Origin of the sequence: Nonomuraea terrae (assembly GCF_004348995.1) — a bacterium.
Taxonomy (GTDB): domain Bacteria; phylum Actinomycetota; class Actinomycetes; order Streptosporangiales; family Streptosporangiaceae; genus Nonomuraea; species Nonomuraea terrae.
Window position 1 is genome coordinate 1 of record NZ_SMKQ01000213.1, and the last position, 15,646, is coordinate 15,646.

Below are 15,646 nucleotides of genomic sequence, written 5' to 3' on the forward strand. Positions count from 1 at the left end.
GGAGAATGGGGGGCATGTCTCCGCGTACGTGTCCGTGTGGTTCGAGCGATCCCTACCGTGACTGCTGCGGCCGGTTCCATCGGGGCGAGGCCGCGCCGGCCACCGCCGAGCAGCTCATGCGCTCCCGCTTCAGCGCGTTCGCGGCCGGAGACGAGGCCTACCTGCTGCACACCTGGCACCCCTCGGCCCGTCCGCCCAGGGCGGGGCTCGACCGGCGGGTGCGCTGGGTGCGGCTGGAGATCCTGGAGACCACCGGCGGCAGCGTCGTCCACACCGAGGGCACCGTACGCTTCCGTGCCCACTACCAGGACCGCGGCCGGCCGGGCGAGCTGGAGGAGAACAGCAGGTTCGTCCGCTTCGAGGGCCGCTGGGTCTACGCGGGCGCCACTCAGCAGCAGCGCCTACCGTAGGGGCATGCGCCTGACCGCCTTCACCGACATCTCCCTGCGCATCGTCATGCGCCTGGCCGTGGCGCGGCCGCACGACCTGCTGACCACCCGTGCCGTGGCCGACGTGCTCGCCGTCCCGTACACCCACGCCGCCAAGGCCGTCGCCAGGCTCGGCGAGCTGGGCGTGGTGGAGGCCAGGCGCGGCAGGGGCGGCGGGCTGCAGCTCACCGAGGCCGGGCGCGGCACGACGGTCGGCGCCCTGGTGCGTTCCCTCGAGTCCGCCGGCGACGTCGTGGGCTGCGAGGACGACCCGCCGTGCCCGCTGCGGGCCGCCTGCCGGCTGCGCGCGGCGCTGCGCCGGGCCCAGGAGGCCTTCTACGCATCGCTCGACACGGTCACCGTCGACTCCCTGGTGGACGCCCCCACCGGTCCCCTGCTCCTGTCGCTCACCGACCCCGGAAAGAGGACCGGCACCCCGGCGCTTTAATCTGAATCCCAGATACCAATTATGGTTCATCGGGAGGTCAAGCATGTTGTCCGGGGAGAGCGCGGCCATCGTCCGCGCCACACTGCCGCTGGTGGGGGCCCGACTCGACGAGATCACGGCCAGGTTCTACGACACCATGTTCGCCGAGCGGCCCGAGCTGCTCGACGGACTGTTCAACCGGGGCAACCAGCGCAGCGGGGAGCAGCGTCGGGCCCTGGCGGGCGCCATCGCGGGGTTCGCGGGCGCGCTGCTCGCCCACCCGGACGAGCGCCCCGACGCGCTGCTGACGCGCATCGCGCACAAGCACGCCGCCGTGGGCGTGACCGACGACCAGTACGTCATCGTGCACAAGTACCTGTTCGGCGCGATCGCCGAGGTGCTCGGCGACGCGGTCACCCCCGAGGTCGCGGCGGCCTGGGACGAGGTCTACTGGCTGATGGCGGGCGCGCTGATCGCCATGGAGGCCCGCGTCTACGCCGAGGCGGGCGCCCGCGGCGGGCGGACCTGGCGCACCTGGACGGTGGTCGAGCGGCGCGAGGAGAGCGCCGACGCCATGTCGCTGGTGCTGCGGCCGGTCGGTGACGAGCCGGTGCCGCCGGCCCGCCCCGGCCAGTACGTCAGCGTCCGCGTCCGCATGCCCGACGACGTCCACCAGCTCCGGCAGTACTCGCTGTCCGGCCACGGCCCGGACGGGCTGCGCCGCATCACCGTCAAGCGGGTGCGCGGCGGCGACGCGCCGGAGGGCGAGGTGTCCGCGCTGCTGCACGCCACCGTGCGGGAGGGCGACGAGCTGACCCTGTCGGCGCCGTTCGGCGACGTCGCGCTGGAGGACGGCGAAGCGCCGCTCGTCCTGGTCTCGGCGGGCATCGGCTGCACCCCGATCACCGCGATGCTGGAGCACCTCGCCCACACCGGCGACACCCGGCGGGTGCTGCTGCTGCACGCCGACCGCTCAGCGGCCGACCACGCGCTGCGCGCCGACATGGAGCGCCTCACCGACGCCCTGCCCGCCGCCGAGCGCGTCTTCTGGTACGAGGACGACGCCGGCCTGATGGACCTGGACGGCGTCGAGATCCCCCAGGGCGCGGTCGTCTACATGTGCGGCCCTGTCCCCTTCATGCGGGAGGTCCGCGGCGCCCTGCTGAAGGCCGGCGTCGCCCCGAAGGACGTCCACTACGAGGTCTTCGGGTCCGACCTCTGGCTCCCGGCCGCGGCTGATCATCTCGACGCGGCTTGACATCATGGGCGCATGACGTTCGACGAACTGCTCACCACCACCCGCAGCGTGCGCAAGCGCCTCGACCTCACCCGCCCCGTCCCCCTGGAGCTCGTCCGCGAGTGCCTGGAGATCTCCCTCCAGGCGCCCACCGGCGGCAACCGGCAGGGCTGGCACTGGATCGTCGTGACCGACCCCGACCTGCGCAAGGCCATCGGCGACTACTACGCGCGGTCCTGGAACACCTACTACGGCTCCGGCTCCTCGGCGGCGTCGCGGTACGCCGCCGACCCGGAGCGGGTGAAGGTCCAGGAGCGGGTGTCGGCCAGCGCCGCGTTCCTGGGTGAGCACATGGGCGACGTGCCGGTGCTGGTGATCGGGTGCATCTCCACGCCCGGCGGCCTGCCCGAGGGCAACCAGGCGGGGCTGTGGGGCTCGCTGCTGCCGGCCGCGTGGAGCTACATGCTCGCCGCCCGCGCCCGCGGCCTCGGCACCGCCTGGACGACCCTGCACCTCGCGTACGAGAGCGAGGTCGCCGAGCTGCTCGGCATCCCCGGAGACGTCCGGCAGGGCGTGCTGCTGCCCACCGCCTACTACACCGGCGACACCTTCCGGCCCGCCCCCAGGCAGCCGCTGGACGAGGTTCTCCACCTCGACCGCTGGTAACGGCCGCGCCGGGAGCGCACAGTGGACACATGAGATCGCTCCCGCCGCTTCCGGTGTCCCTGGTAGGCAGCTATCCCCAGCCCGACTGGCTCATCGACCGCGCCCGGCTGGCCGGACGGTTCCCGCCGCGCGTCCGCGCCCGGGAGTTGTGGCGGGTCCCGCCCGAGTACCTCTCCCAGGCCCAGGACGACGCCACCGAGCTGGCGATCCGGGCCCAGGAGCGGGCCGGGCTGGACATCGTCACCGACGGTGAGATGCGCCGCGAGAGCTACTCCAACCACTTCGCCACCGCCCTCGACGGCATCGACGTGGACCATCCGGGCACGGCGCTCGACCGCAGCGGACACCCGAACCCGGTGCCGCGCATCGTCGGCCCGATCCGCCGTGCCCGCCAGGTCCAGGTGGAGGACCTGCGGTTCCTGCGCGCGCACACCGACCGGGTGGTCAAGATGACGGTGCCGGGGCCGTTCACGATGAGCCAGCAGGCGCAGAACGACCACTATCCCGACGCCGAGGCCGCCGCGATGGACTACGCGGCGGCGGTCAACGCCGAGATCCGCGACCTGTTCGCCGCCGGTGCCGACATCGTGCAGATCGACGAGCCGTACATGCAGGCCCGGCCGGACGCGGCGCGCGCGTACGGGCTGGCCGCGCTGAACGCCGCGCTCGACGGCGTCACCGGCATGACCGCGGTGCACATCTGCTTCGGGTACGCCGCGATCATCCACGAGCGGCCCGAGGCGTACTCGTTCCTGCCGGAGCTGGCGGCCTGCCCCGTCCGGCAGGTGTCGATCGAGACCGCGCAGTCCGGGCTGGACCTCGGCGTGCTGACCGACCTCAAGGACAAGACGGTCATCCTCGGGGTGATCGACCTGTCCACGCCCGAGGTCGAGCCGGTGGAGGTGGTGGCGGACCGGGTGCGCCGGGCCTTCGACCGGGTGCCGCCCGACCGCCTGGTCGTCTCCACCGACTGCGGCATGAAGTACCTGCCCCGGGCGTCGGCCGAGGGCAAGATGCGGGCCATGACCGGAGCCGCCCGCCTGCTGCGCGCGGAGCTGGGAGAGCTCTCGCCGAGTAAGTCCTCAGCCGGGTCCGTGATCATAGGCGATCAGTGAGCGCGTGATGGGCCCGCCGGTGGCGCGGTGTCGAGGACGGGCCCGCCGGATCAAGACCGCCGTGATCGCCCGCGCGTCAGCGTCCGTGAAGGGGGCGCCCAAGGCGGGCCCCAGCGGGCCTCGATGGGCAGGGCGTAAGGACAGCCGCGACACCCCGCCGACGGCCGCCACCGGCCATGCCGGAGATCCGGTACGCGTTTACCGGGAGGTAAAGGATGGGCAAAACTCGACGGAGTCGTGGCACACGCCGCGACCCACCGTCGAAGGGGAGACACGTGATCAAGCCCGTTCCGAAGGTCGTCGCCGCGACCGCGCTGGCAGCCGGTGTCCTCGTGGCCAACCCGGCGTACACGGCGAACGCCGCCTCCGCCTCGTACACGCCCGAGGGAGTCTGCGGTGCGGGGTACGCGCGGGTGAAGGACGGCACCCGCGCCCTCACGTCAGGGCGCGACACGTTCGGCTACGTCTACCTCCTGTACAACCGCAGCAACGGCTACAACTGCGTGGTCACCATCAAGACCGCCTTCTACCGGACCGCCACGTACACCACCGCCACCTTGACGGTGAAGGGCGGCAAGCCGAAGACCGACGCGGGCAAGTTCAAGTACTACGCCGGGCCGGTCAAGTTGAAGGCCCGCGGCAAGTGCGTCTCGTACTGGGGCAGCACCCGCGACACCCGACTGGACTTCGCCGAGGCGACCGGGGGTCGCAGGACCTTCGGCAACTGCGGCTAGTCGACGCGGCCGACGAAGACCACTTCGGCGTGAAGGAAGTGTTTCATCACGCCTTCACGCCGAAAGATTGTCAATCGACCTGTTCGCGCCGGGAAGGAAGATATTCTCAGATGGTGCCCGCCTGGGCCGGCCTCGCAAGCGCCCCAGGCGAGGTGAGTCCCTCGGCCGGTCGTCGATCGTCACGTAGCGGGCGGTGAGATTCGTCGCGCATTGACCCTCAACACCCTTCGTGATTCCCACGCCCGTACCGCAGCGCCTCGGGAGCTACTCGTCTAGCCGAGCTTGCCCGTGGCCACCACGTCGCGGTACCAGTACGCGCTGTCCTTCCAGGTCCGCTCCATCGTGTCGCGGTCGACGCGGACGATGCCGAAGCGCTTGGCGTACCCGTGCGCCCACTCGAAGTTGTCCATCAGCGACCAGACGAAGTAGCCCCGCACGTCCGCGCCGGCCTCCATCGCCTCGGCCACGGCGGTCAGGTGACGGCGCAGGTAGTCGACGCGGTCCTCGTCGTGGACGCGGCCGTCCGCGTCCACCGGGTCGGGGAACGCGGCGCCGTTCTCCGTGATCATCGTGGGCATGGCGGGGTAGTCGCGGTGCAGGCGCAGCAGCAGCTCGGTCAGGCCGGTCTCGTCGATGTTCCAGCCCATCTCCGTGTACGGCCCCGGCTGCCTGACGAACTCGACGTTCTCGCAGCCGATCCACGGCGAGGCGGCGCCGTCCTGGTGCCCGTCGGCGGTCTCCCGGAGGCTGGCGCCGTCCCACTGGCGTACCAGAGTGGGGTTGTAGTAGTTGACCCCGAGCACGTCGAGCGGCTGGCACGCGGCGGCCTCGTCACCGTCGCGCACGAACGACCAGTCCGTCACCGACGCGGTGTCCTCGATGAGGTCGCGCGGGTAGGCGCCCTCCAGCATCGGGCCGAGGAAGGCCCGGTTGGCCACCGCGTCCGCGCGCCGCACGGCGTCGGCGTCGGCCTCGGACACCCCGCGCACGTGGTGCAGGTTGAGCGTGACCGACATCCGCGCGTCCTTGGCGGCGGTCGAGCGCAGCGCCTGGACGGCCAGACCGTGGCCGAGGTTCAGGTGGTGCACGGCGGCCAGCGCGGCCGCGGGCTCGGTGCGGGCCGGGGCGTGCACGCCGGAGGCGTAGCCCAGGTAGGCCGAGCACCACGGCTCGTTCAGGGTGATCCAGGTGTGCACGCGGTCGCCGAGCGCGTCGCCCATGAGGCGGGCGTAGTCGGCGAAGCGGAGCGCGGTGTCGCGGTGCGGCCAGCCGCCGGCGTCCTCCAGCTCCTGCGGCAGGTCCCAGTGGTAGAGGGTGGCCACCGGGGAGATGTCGCGGGCCAGCAGGCCGTCCACGAGCCGCGAGTAGAACGCCACCCCCGGCCCGTTGGCCGGGCCGCGCCCGCCCGGCTGCACGCGCGGCCAGGAGATGGAGAAGCGGTACGCTCCGACGCCCAGCGCGGCCAGGGTGTCGAGGTCCTCCTCCAGGCGGTGGTAGTGGTCGCAGGCCACGTCGCCGGTGTCGCCGTTCGCGACCAGGCCGGGGGTGTGGGAGAAGGTGTCCCAGATCGACGGGGTGCGGCCGTCCTCGTTCCAGGCCCCTTCGACCTGGTAGGCGGCGGTGGCGGTGCCCCACAGGAAGTTCTCGGGGAAGGCAGGCATGTTACTCCTTGGGCGGGATGACGGCGGTGCGGGAGCGCTCCCAACACGCGGTCGAGAGCCTATGCCTCCTGGGCGGCTTCGTCATGGGACGGCCCTCGCGAGGCGGAGGCGCCGTCGCCGCGGCCGGTCACCGTCGGGGGGCAGGGACGGAGGAGTCGAAACGCTTCGCACAACCTAAAGTCGGGTTTGTGCGGCTGTCAATGTCGCCGATTCGGACAGACCGGAAGCGCCGATGGCCTGTCATCGTGCCCTGACGCACGACCCCACGAACGACCCTTCGCCGCTCGGATAGCTCACCTCTATGCCCTTCGCCGCGAAAGCCGCGGGAAGGGCGTCGCAGAAGGCGTGCCGCGCGGAGCTGTCGGGGTCTCCGGGCTCCATGTCGGCGTACGTGGACAGGGCTTCCATGGCCCCGGCGAGGTCGTCGCGCCGGACCTCCTGACCGCCCAGGACGACGACCACCGGATCGACATCCCCGACTATGGCCACCGCCGTCGGGATCAGCCACCCCAGGGCCGCCAGGGCGGCGGCGATCCCGATGCCGGTGAGCCATTTGCCGGCCGAGCCCTTCGACGGCGCGGGCTCCGGAGACTGCGGCGGGAGCGGGGCCGTCCGGGGCGTCCAGCGGTGTCCGTCCCACCAGCGCAGGCAGGGCCGACCGCCCGGGTCTCGGTAGTAGCCCGGAGAGGGCTGGACGGGGGGATGCGGCGTGTTCACCTTTTCCGCCTTCGACGTGGTGCCGGTGAGAAAGATCCAGCTCGTGCAGGCGAAGTTAGCAGGCGGGGCCGGGCCGGGGAATACGCCGCCTTCGCGTAGGCGCCCTGCGGGCGCGTGGCAGCGTAATCGCCGGACATGTCAGCCTGACACCCACGCCGAGGGACTGGTGTGCGTGATCCTGGACGGCACCTTGATCCCGGCAGACCGTCGGAGGGACGAACCCATCGAGCGCGTGTTCGCAACGACGCCCTGGTCGGTCCACGAGCCGGGCTGCCCGGTGCGGCTGGTGGCCAGGCCGATCGCGGAGTGGTTGGAGCCGAAGCTGGAGACCGCGTAGTACATCAGATATCTCCCGCCTCGCCGGGAGATGCCGGGCGCCCGCGGGTCGTCGCCGGGCGAGTACGCGCGCCACCACGACGGCGGCGTGCGGAACGCGGACCCGGCCCGGGTGAAGTGGACGCGGTCGGCGGAGGTGCGGGCCTCCAGGTGACCGTGGGTGGAATGGAGCACGTAGCCGCACGGGGTGCGGATCATCGTGGGGTCGTGCACGACGACGTCTCCGGCGACCCGGGCGGGCTCGGGTAGGGGAGCGCGGCGCCCAGCAGCCGTGCGGGCCGATGGTGACCGTGCGGTGCGCCGGAGGGTGGAGGCGGGAGGTGGCCGTATGCGCGCTCCTACGGCTCAGCGGACCAGCCGAGCTCCTTGTAGAAGGCGGTGCGGGCTTGCGTGAAGGCGGTGCGGTCGAGGACGGCGCCGGCGTGGGGGCCCGCCGTGACGGGCTCGTCGTGGAAGCGGGCCGGTAGGTCGTCGGGGCCGCCGCCTTCGCGCAGCGCGTACGCGCGCATCCCGTCCAGGCGCGCCTGACCGGCCGTCAGCAGGTCCTCCAGGCTGAAGCCGGCGCCGAGGACGGCGGTGACCAGGGAGGTCAGGCGGTCCAGGGTCAGCGGCCGGGTCGGGGAGGAGGCGAAGACGCAGATGTTGAGCGCGTCCAGGCCGCTCCACAGCCGCAGCAGCCGGGCGCTGCGCCGGCCGCGCTCCTCGTCCAGCGTGCCCGCCGGAGCGGGGGCGGCGCCGATCCTGGCGGCCTCGGGGAAGGAGTAGCCGAGCCCGGCCACCGGGTCGAAGTCCAGGTCGTGCTCCAGCGCGTCGTAGCGCGGCCCGCCCGGCGCGATGGCGTACCCGAGGCCGATGCCCGGCTGGGGACGCGGGTCGAAGCAGGGCATCTCGGCGCCCTTGACCGTCATCGCGTACGCCTGCGACCCTCGCCCGATCCGCCGCGCCGCGCGCGCCGAGCCTTCGGCGAGCAGGTCGCCCAACGCCCCCGACCGCGCGGCGACGTCGTCGATCAGCCCCGGCAGCGCCGCCGCGTCGCCGAACGCCGGCCCGCCGGGCAGCAGGCCACGTTCCGCGCACTCCATGGCGAACGCCAGCGTGCCGCCCAGCGACACGACGTCGAGGCCCAGGTCGTTGCAGCGGGCGTTGGCGGCGAGCACCGCGTCGACGTCGTCGATGCCGAGGTTCCAGCCGAGTGACAGGAACGCCTCCTGGCCGAGCCCGCCGGTCCGCCGCTCGGCCGCACCCGGGGGCGCGTACACCTTGAGGCAGTCGTTCGGGCAGCCGGGGCACGTGCCGGTGGTAGCCACGGCGCGGCCGTCGTAGTCGCGCGCCCGCGGGACGCGCAGGCCGGGCGCGCCGGCGACGGAGAAGTTGCGGACGGCGGCGTACCCGGGGGCGATGGGATCGTCGGCCCACGCGGCGTACCCGGGCTGCCCCACCTGCAGGGCGGCGAGCGGGTTCGCGGCCATGTCCCCGCGATAGGACAGCGTCAGCCGGGCCAGCGCCTCAGGGTCGGCGACCGGCGCCGCCGCGTCGCCCGCGCACACGACGGCCTTGAGGTTCTTGGCGCCGAAGACCGCGCCGAGCCCGTACCGGCCGGCGGCGAAGGCCCGGTCGGTGACCACGGAGGCGTACCGGACGAGATTCTCCCCGGCGGGTCCGATCGCCGCCACGCGCGCGTGCGGCCCGTGCCGGTCGCGCAGGACGTCGGTGGTGGCGGCGGTGCCGAGCCCGCGCAGCGCCTCGGCGTCGCGCAGCGTCACCTCGCCGTCCTGCACCAGCAGGTACGACAGCCGCTCCGCCCGTCCGGAGACCGCCAGCGCCCCGGCTCCTGCCGCGCGCATGCCCGCCGCGAACGGCCCCAGCGCGTGCGCCTCGCCGGCCACGCCGGTCAGCGGCGACTTCGCCAGGAACACCGCCTTGGCCAGCCCCGGCGCCAGGGTCCCGCCCAGCGCCCCGGCCGCCACGTAGAGCAGGGCCCGCGGATCGTACGGGTCGAGCCCGGCGGGCGTCCGCTCGGTCAGCAGGCGTAACCCGAGGATGGACCCCCCGAAGTGCCCCGGCTCCGCGCAGAAGTCGTCCTTGTCGACGTTCCCGCTGGTCAGATCCACCACGAACGGCACAGCCAAGCCTCCTGAAACCGGATGAAAAGCCAGGAGGGGTACGACATCACACCCGATCGGCCGGGCGCAATCCGGAAGAGAACCGGGCGGGGAGGATCCGGCCCGGGTGGCATTCCCGTGAGCCCGTGTCTCGGCGCGACGTCGGGCGGGGACCGGGACCGGCTCCTCCGGAGCGCGGCTCGCGGGGACGTCAGGCAGGCGCGTACCGGTGGCCGGCCGATGGAGCGATGAGCGAGTCGTGCATGGGGCACCACCTCCGGGCTCACGCCCGTCCGTCGCGATAAGCCACCCAAAAGCCGGATAAGTCTAGATTTGCAGCTCAGTGCCGCATATATCCGACATATTTCGAGACGATAGATCCGACTTTAAATTTTTGTCAACATAAGTCCGTCGATGATCGGAGTAAGCTGAGCCTATGTCGAACGGATCCAGCGCACAGGGGGCCGGGGTGCTGCTGGCGATCCTCAGAGACGGCCACGCCCGCACCCGCGGCGAGCTGGCCCGCCTCACCGGGCTCTCCAGATCCACCGTGTCGCAGCGCCTGGACGGGCTCATCGGCCAGCGTTGGGTCCTGCCGCGGGAAAGCGCCGTCTCCTCCGGGGGCCGGCCCGCGACGGTGTTCGCGTTCAACGACGGCGCCCGCGTCGTGCTGACCGCAGACCTCGGCGCCACCCGCGCCCGCCTCGCCGTCCTCGACCTCGGCATGAACGTGCTGGCCGAGCGCGCCGAGGAGCTGCCCGTCGCCTACGGGCCCGAGCCGACCCTCGAGCGGGTCGTCACCGCGCTCGGCGAGCTGCTGGCAGCGGCCGGCCGCGACGCGGCGCAGGTGTGCGGGGTCGGCATCGGGCTGCCGGGCCCGGTCGAGCACGGCTCGGGCCGGCCGGTGAACCCGCCGATCATGCCCGGCTGGGACGGCTTCGCGGTGCCCGAGTGGCTGCGGGCCAGGCTGGGGGCGCCCGTCCTGGTCGACAACGACGTCAACATCATGGCGCTCGGCGAGCACTGGGCCGCCCGCCCGGCCGTCGACCACCTGCTCTTCATCAAGATGGGCACCGGCATCGGCTGCGGCATCATCTCCGGCGGCCGGCTGCACCGCGGCGCGCAGGGCGCCGCCGGCGACGTCGGCCACATCCGCGTCCCTGCCTCCGAGGCGCAGTGCCGGTGCGGCAACACCGGCTGCCTGGAGGCCGTCGCGGGCGGCGGCTCGATGGCCGCCGCGCTGCGCGAGGCCGGGATCGAGGCGCACGGCAGCAGGGACGTGGTGGCGCTGATGCGGGCCGGCGACCTGCACGCCACGCGGCTCGTCCGGCAGGCCGGCCGCGAGGTGGGCGCCGTGATGGCCTCGATCGTCAACTTCTTCAACCCCTCGCTCATCGTCGTCGGCGGGGACGTCGCCGAGGCCGGCGAGCAGGTGCTGGCCGGCGTCCGCGAGACGATCTACAGCCGGTCGCTGCCGCTGGCCACGCAGCACCTCGGCATCCGGGTGAGCGCGCTCGGCGAACGCGCGGGGATCGTGGGGGCCGCCGTCCTGGTGGCCGAGCACGTGCTCGCCCCGGCCGCGATCGACCGGGCCGTGGCGGGATGAGCGCCATTGACCGCTGCACAACGGCGTAGTAACAATGTGATCGTCTCGAGCTCCAGGGCGGTGGCATGCCCGGCGGGGCCGGTCGCAGATCCACCGTGACGCGGTCGGCGCACGCGTCCCTGAAGGAAGGGAACCCGCGTGAGCCATCAGCACGCCTCCGCAGAGCCCGGCCGCCGGCCGCAGGCGGACACCGAGAAGATCGCCGAAGAACGCGAACACGCCGAAACGCTCCGCAGCCGCCTCGGGCTGAGCCGCCGCCGGCTCTTCGCGGCCACCACCGGCATCGCCGCCGCGGCCGCCCTGCCGTTCACGGGCGCCCTCGCCGGCGCCGCCCACGCCGCGTCACCGGGTGGCGGGCGCGGTGACGTGCTCGTGCCGCCGGGCAAGCGCGGCATCATCCTCTACACCGTGCGCGACGCGATCTCGCGCGACCCGCTGTCCACGTCCGTGCCGTCGGGCTTCCGCCGCGTGCTGGAGGCGCTGGCGGACATGGGCTACCGGCAGGTCGAGTTCGCCGGCTACCGCCAGCACGCCAACGCCGAGGGCGGCGCCGACCTGGAGACCGTCGAGGGCGCCCGGCTGCTGCGCGGCTGGCTCGACGACAACGGGCTGCGGGCCGAGGGCAACCACGGCTTCATCCCCGGCTCGTGGCCGCTGACGGCCGCCGACCTCGACCGGTTCAAGCGGACGCTGGAGATCGCGAACATCCTCGGCCTCGGCCACGTGGGCACCGGCAACGACCCGACGAACAGCGCGTACAAGGCCGACTGGGACGTGGCGGCGGAGAAGTGGAACACGCTGGGCGCGATCGCCGCCGAGGCGGGGCTCAAGCTGTACACGCACAACCACGACGCCGCCTACGCGTTCCTGCTGGACAGCGGCCCGCTCGACGCGCAGGGGCGGCCGACGCGCTCGTCGGGCGTCCGCAGGCTGGAGTACTTCTTCGGCATCAGCGACCCCGCCGTCGTGCACTTCGAGATGGACATCTTCTGGGCGCACGTGGCTCAGTTCCGGCACCGGACGTACACCGCGCCCGACGGCTCGGCGCAGAACGACGTGTTCGACCCGCTGGCCACCGTGCTGGCCAGGGAGAAGCGCTTCCCGCTGTTCCACGCCAAGGACGGCACGTCGAACCCGGCCGTGACCAACGGCTACGACATGGTGCCGTTCGGCACCGGTGACATCGACTACCACGGCTTCTTCGCCGCCCTGCGCGCCAAGGGCTTCCACAACCCGATGTACGAGCAGGACAACGCGCCCGGCTCCGACCCCGCCCAGTCACTGCGGCACTCGGAGCTGAGCTACCGCAACATGGCCGCCCTGCGGCGCTGACCCCGTACCGGCCGTCACGCCTCCTCCCGAGCGGAGGCGTGACGGCCTCCCGGGGGCGTAACGGGTGATCTTCGGGGCAGTGGGGCGGGGATGTCCACCTTAGACCTCCTCCTCGCGCTCGGCGGCGGAGCGGCGCTGCTCGCCGCGATCCTGCCCGACGTGCTCGAGGGCCGTCCCCTGTCCCTGCCCCTGGTCTACCTGCTGGCCGGGGTCGTCCTGTTCTCGCTGCCGCTCGGGCTGCCCCGGCCCGACCCGATCGCCCATCGGCAGGTGCTGGAGCACATCACCGAGCTGTGCGTGGTCATCTCCCTCATGGGGGCGGGCCTGGCGATCAACCGGCGGGTCGGGCTGCGCCGCTGGTCGACGACCTGGCGGCTGCTCGGCCTGGCCATGCCGCTGACCGTGGCCGGGGTGACGGCGGCGGCAGGTCTCGCGGGCTGGCCGATCGCCGCGGCGCTGCTGCTCGGGGCCGTGCTCGCGCCCACCGACCCGGTGCTGGCCTCCGACGTGCACGTGGGCGAGCCGGTGGACGCCGAGAACGCCGACGACGAGGTCCGCTTCGCCCTGACGTCGGAGGCGGGGCTCAACGACGGGCTCGCCTTCCCCATCGTGTACGCGGCCATCGGCGTGGCCGTCGCCGGCGGCACCGCCTGGGCGGGGGAGTGGGCGCTGGTCGACGTGCTCTACCGGACCGCGGCGGGAATCGTGGCGGGCCTGGTCATCGGCCGGCTGCTCGGCCGCCTGTTCTTCCGCGCCACGGCCGGCGGCCTGCGCCTGTCCGAGCGCCGCGACGGGTTCGTCGCGCTGGCCGCCACCTTCCTCGCGTACGGGGTGACGGAACTCGCCCAGGGGTACGGGTTCGTGGCCGTGTTCGTCACCGCGTGCACCATCAGGCGGGCCGAGTTCGGGCACGGCTACAACAACATCCTGCACGGCTTCGTCGATCAGGTCGAGCGCCTGTTCACCGCCTGGTTGCTGCTCCTGCTCGGCGGCTTCGTCGCGACCGGCGGCCTGGCGGCGCTCACCTGGCGCGGCGCTGCGGTGGGGATCGCGTTGCTGCTGGTGATCCGGCCGCTGGCGGGGTGGCTGTCGCAGTGGCGCGGACCGGCCGGGCCGAGGGAGCGGCTGGTGATCTCGTTCTTCGGCATCCGGGGGGTGGGCTCGCTGTTCTACCTGGCGTACGCGCTGGGGCACACGGACTTCGGCGTCCCGGCGCAGGAGTTGTGGGCCGTCACGGGGTTCACGGTGGTGGCCTCGGTCGTGCTGCACGGCGTCACGGCCACGCCCGCGATGACCCGCCTGGACGCCGTCCGCGAGCTCGTGACCGCCTCACGCCGCAGGGCGCCGGACGCGTGACGTGCGCGTCCTGAGAGGTGCGGACCGCCTCACGCCGCCGGGCCGAGGCTCCAGACGCGTAACGTGCCCTCGTCGTCCGCTCCCGCGACGACGGGACGGCCGTCCAGCTCGGCGAGGGCCAGCGTGCGGATCTCACCGCCCGCGCCCCGGCCCGGCTCGCCGAGGACGTCCCCGGTGCGGAGGTTCCAGACGCGGACGGTGGCCGGGCCGCCGTCCGGGGTGTGCGCCACGGCCGCGATCGGAACGTCGCCGAGCCGGCCGGTGGCCAGCGCGGTCGCGCCCCGGTCGTCGGGGCTGCGCGTGCTGAACCGCCGGCTCTTCCCGCGCCTGCCGGTCGCCAGGTCGTGGACGCGCAGGGTGGCGTCGAGGTGCGTGGAGACGAGGACCGGCCGGCCGTCCACCTCTCCGCAGGCCAGCAGCTCGATGCCGCCGATGTCGCCGGTGCGGAACGTGTGCGCGGTCCGGCCCGTGGACAGGCGGCGCACGCGTACCCGCTCGGCGCCGTCCCCGGTGACCAGGACCTCCTCGCCATCCAGCGTGCCGAACGCCAGCCCGTGCAGACCCTGGAAGTGGTCGTCGATCGCGGGGCCGAACTGCTTGCCGGTGGAGACGTCCCACAGGCGGACGACGCTGTGCAGGTCACGCACGAGGTCGTACTTCTCCGAGACCGCGATGGCGCGGCCGCCCGCGACCGCGACCGCCCTGATCGGGTCGGCGGCCCGATGGGAGGCGAGGCTCTCGCCGGTCAGGCTCCACAACCGCATCCTGCCGTCGCCGTGCCCGCAGACCACGACCGCCCGCCCGTCGACGTCACCGACGGCCACGGACGTCACCCGCCCCCCGCCGTCCCCGATCCTGACGACCTGCGCCCCAGGCGTCCACACGAACACCTCGCCGGTGCCGGTCCCGCACACGACCGTCCCGCCGCCGGCGCCCAACGCGGTGGGCTCCCGCTCACCCAACGCCACCGGCTCTCTGACCACCGTCCCCAACGGCTCCGCCGCCCCACTCGGCCCACCCGAAGGCACCCCACCCGGCCCGTCCGAGATCGACGGGCTCGGCCGGTCCGAGGGGTGCGGTTCGCCGGTCGCCGTCCGGCGCATGTCCGCCGTCCGAGTCGGTTCGGCGTCCGCCCGGAAGAGGCCGTTTGCTGACCGTAAGACCGCGAACGCCGACACCCCCACAGCCGCCGCGGCGGCCGCGCCCCCGATGAACACCCGCCGGCTCACGCTCCTGCCACGTTGCGGCGTCGTCCCGTCAGCCCCTTGCCGCCCCGACGGGGCCTGCGCGTCCAAGGCGCCGGCTTCCAGGCCACCACGCCCGAGTTCCCCTTCCCGCACGACCGGGCTCGGGGGTGGGCCTGGGTCCGCCGGGACGCGCGGGTTTCCCAGCGCGCGTGGATTCCCTGACCTCCGTGCGTCCGGGGAGCCGATGACGGGGTTGGACCGGGACCCGCTCACCCCTGAACTGCTCCGGCGACATGTACGCCGGCGTCCCCATCACCCCCGAGGTGTGCGTCGTCGCGTCGAGCGCCTTGGCGATGCCGAAGTCGATGACGATCGGCCCGTCGGGGCCCATGAGGATGTTGGCCGGCTTGAAGTCGCGATGCACGATCCCCGCCTGGTGGATCGCGGCCAGCGCCGTCAGCGTGGAGATCGCCAGCCGGTCGAGCGCCCCGCCGGTACGCGGCCCCGACGCCCGGACGAGCGCCCGCAACGTGTCGCCCGGAACGTACTCGCTGACGATGTACGGCCGGACGTCGACCACGCCCGCGTCCAGGATCGCGGCCGTGCAGAACGCGGCCACCCGCCGCGCCGCCTCCGCCTCCCGCAGAAAGCCGCGCCGGACGTCGTCGTCCTGGACCAGATGCCCGTGCAACACCTTGATCGCGACCTCGCGCCCGGCCTCGCCCACTGCCTTGTAGACGAC

The 15,646-nt window shown here is 73.2% G+C and carries 15 protein-coding genes; 9 read left to right on the forward strand and 6 right to left on the reverse strand.

The features are described from left to right. Positions 1 to 14: 14 nt before the first annotated feature. The 6 genes from E1286_RS39210 to E1286_RS39235 all read left to right on the forward strand — a co-directional run bounded on the left by E1286_RS39210 (position 15) and on the right by E1286_RS39235 (position 4,607). Positions 15 to 410, forward strand: a complete 396-nt coding sequence (locus E1286_RS39210) for a YchJ family protein (RefSeq protein ID WP_132621091.1) — start codon at positions 15 to 17, stop codon at positions 408 to 410. A 4-nt stretch (positions 411 to 414) separates the two neighbouring features. After that, positions 415 to 876 (forward strand): RrF2 family transcriptional regulator, encoded by a 462-nt coding sequence (locus tag E1286_RS39215; RefSeq protein ID WP_132621093.1) that lies wholly within the window; start codon positions 415 to 417, stop codon positions 874 to 876. Positions 877 to 919: 43 nt separating this feature from the next. Beyond that, entirely contained in the window at positions 920 to 2,113 is a 1,194-nt protein-coding gene (locus E1286_RS39220) for a globin domain-containing protein (RefSeq protein ID WP_132621095.1), read from the forward strand. A 12-nt stretch (positions 2,114 to 2,125) separates the two neighbouring features. Then, positions 2,126 to 2,758, forward strand: coding sequence for a nitroreductase family protein (locus E1286_RS39225; RefSeq protein ID WP_132621097.1), 633 nt, complete (start codon positions 2,126 to 2,128; stop codon positions 2,756 to 2,758). Between the two features lie 29 nt (positions 2,759 to 2,787). Further along, positions 2,788 to 3,873 carry a uroporphyrinogen decarboxylase family protein gene (locus tag E1286_RS39230; protein ID WP_132621099.1) on the forward strand — a complete coding sequence of 362 codons (1,086 nt, stop codon included), beginning with the start codon at positions 2,788 to 2,790 and terminating at the stop codon, positions 3,871 to 3,873. A gap of 275 nt (positions 3,874 to 4,148) precedes the next feature. Further along, entirely contained in the window at positions 4,149 to 4,607 is a 459-nt protein-coding gene (locus tag E1286_RS39235; protein ID WP_132621101.1) for a hypothetical protein, read from the forward strand. A gap of 272 nt (positions 4,608 to 4,879) precedes the next feature. On the opposite strand, the gene E1286_RS39240 is transcribed toward E1286_RS39235, so the two are convergent. The 4 genes from E1286_RS39240 to E1286_RS39255 all read right to left on the reverse strand — a co-directional run bounded on the left by E1286_RS39240 (position 4,880) and on the right by E1286_RS39255 (position 9,444). Beyond that, positions 4,880 to 6,268 carry a GH1 family beta-glucosidase gene (locus E1286_RS39240; RefSeq protein WP_132621103.1) on the reverse strand — a complete coding sequence of 463 codons (1,389 nt, stop codon included), beginning with the start codon at positions 6,266 to 6,268 and terminating at the stop codon, positions 4,880 to 4,882. Positions 6,269 to 6,508: 240 nt separating this feature from the next. Beyond that, positions 6,509 to 6,985 (reverse strand): DUF2510 domain-containing protein, encoded by a 477-nt coding sequence (locus E1286_RS39245; protein WP_132621105.1) that lies wholly within the window; start codon positions 6,983 to 6,985, stop codon positions 6,509 to 6,511. Positions 6,986 to 7,123: 138 nt separating this feature from the next. After that, the gene (locus tag E1286_RS39250) at positions 7,124 to 7,534 is read right to left on the reverse strand and encodes a family 43 glycosylhydrolase (RefSeq protein ID WP_223190845.1); all 411 of its coding nucleotides are present in this window, start codon (positions 7,532 to 7,534) and stop codon (positions 7,124 to 7,126) included. Positions 7,535 to 7,659: 125 nt separating this feature from the next. Next, a complete protein-coding gene (locus tag E1286_RS39255) occupies positions 7,660 to 9,444 on the reverse strand; it encodes an aldehyde ferredoxin oxidoreductase C-terminal domain-containing protein (RefSeq protein ID WP_132621107.1) in 1,785 nt (594 codons plus the stop codon). Positions 9,445 to 9,859: 415 nt separating this feature from the next. Here E1286_RS39255 and E1286_RS39260 point away from each other — a divergent pair, with 415 nt between their 5' ends. The 3 genes from E1286_RS39260 to E1286_RS39270 all read left to right on the forward strand — a co-directional run bounded on the left by E1286_RS39260 (position 9,860) and on the right by E1286_RS39270 (position 13,717). After that, positions 9,860 to 11,029: an ROK family transcriptional regulator gene (locus E1286_RS39260; RefSeq protein ID WP_132621109.1), complete on the forward strand. Its 1,170-nt coding sequence runs from the start codon at positions 9,860 to 9,862 to the stop codon at positions 11,027 to 11,029. A gap of 138 nt (positions 11,030 to 11,167) precedes the next feature. After that, on the forward strand, positions 11,168 to 12,361 hold the full coding sequence (locus tag E1286_RS39265; RefSeq protein ID WP_223190846.1) for a sugar phosphate isomerase/epimerase family protein: 1,194 nt from the start codon (positions 11,168 to 11,170) through the stop codon (positions 12,359 to 12,361). Positions 12,362 to 12,451: 90 nt separating this feature from the next. After that, positions 12,452 to 13,717: a cation:proton antiporter gene (locus E1286_RS39270; protein ID WP_132621111.1), complete on the forward strand. Its 1,266-nt coding sequence runs from the start codon at positions 12,452 to 12,454 to the stop codon at positions 13,715 to 13,717. Positions 13,718 to 13,746: 29 nt separating this feature from the next. On the opposite strand, the gene E1286_RS39275 is transcribed toward E1286_RS39270, so the two are convergent. Both E1286_RS39275 and E1286_RS39280 read right to left on the reverse strand, forming a co-directional pair. Continuing rightward, a complete protein-coding gene (locus E1286_RS39275; protein ID WP_165970114.1) occupies positions 13,747 to 14,700 on the reverse strand; it encodes a WD40 repeat domain-containing protein in 954 nt (317 codons plus the stop codon). A 274-nt stretch (positions 14,701 to 14,974) separates the two neighbouring features. Next, a partial coding sequence (locus tag E1286_RS39280) for a serine/threonine-protein kinase (RefSeq protein WP_132621115.1) occupies positions 14,975 to 15,646 on the reverse strand: 672 nt, incomplete at its 5' end.

Coding starts and splice junctions, on each gene's coding strand:
- E1286_RS39210 (WP_132621091.1), top strand. CDS start 15: ATGTCTCCGCGTACGTGTCCGTGTGGTTCGAGCGATCCCTACCGTGAC.
- E1286_RS39215 (WP_132621093.1), top strand. CDS start 415: ATGCGCCTGACCGCCTTCACCGACATCTCCCTGCGCATCGTCATGCGC.
- E1286_RS39220 (WP_132621095.1), top strand. CDS start 920: ATGTTGTCCGGGGAGAGCGCGGCCATCGTCCGCGCCACACTGCCGCTG.
- E1286_RS39225 (WP_132621097.1), top strand. CDS start 2,126: ATGACGTTCGACGAACTGCTCACCACCACCCGCAGCGTGCGCAAGCGC.
- E1286_RS39230 (WP_132621099.1), top strand. CDS start 2,788: ATGAGATCGCTCCCGCCGCTTCCGGTGTCCCTGGTAGGCAGCTATCCC.
- E1286_RS39240 (WP_132621103.1), bottom strand. CDS start 6,268: ATGCCTGCCTTCCCCGAGAACTTCCTGTGGGGCACCGCCACCGCCGCC.
- E1286_RS39260 (WP_132621109.1), top strand. CDS start 9,860: ATGTCGAACGGATCCAGCGCACAGGGGGCCGGGGTGCTGCTGGCGATC.
- E1286_RS39270 (WP_132621111.1), top strand. CDS start 12,452: ATGTCCACCTTAGACCTCCTCCTCGCGCTCGGCGGCGGAGCGGCGCTG.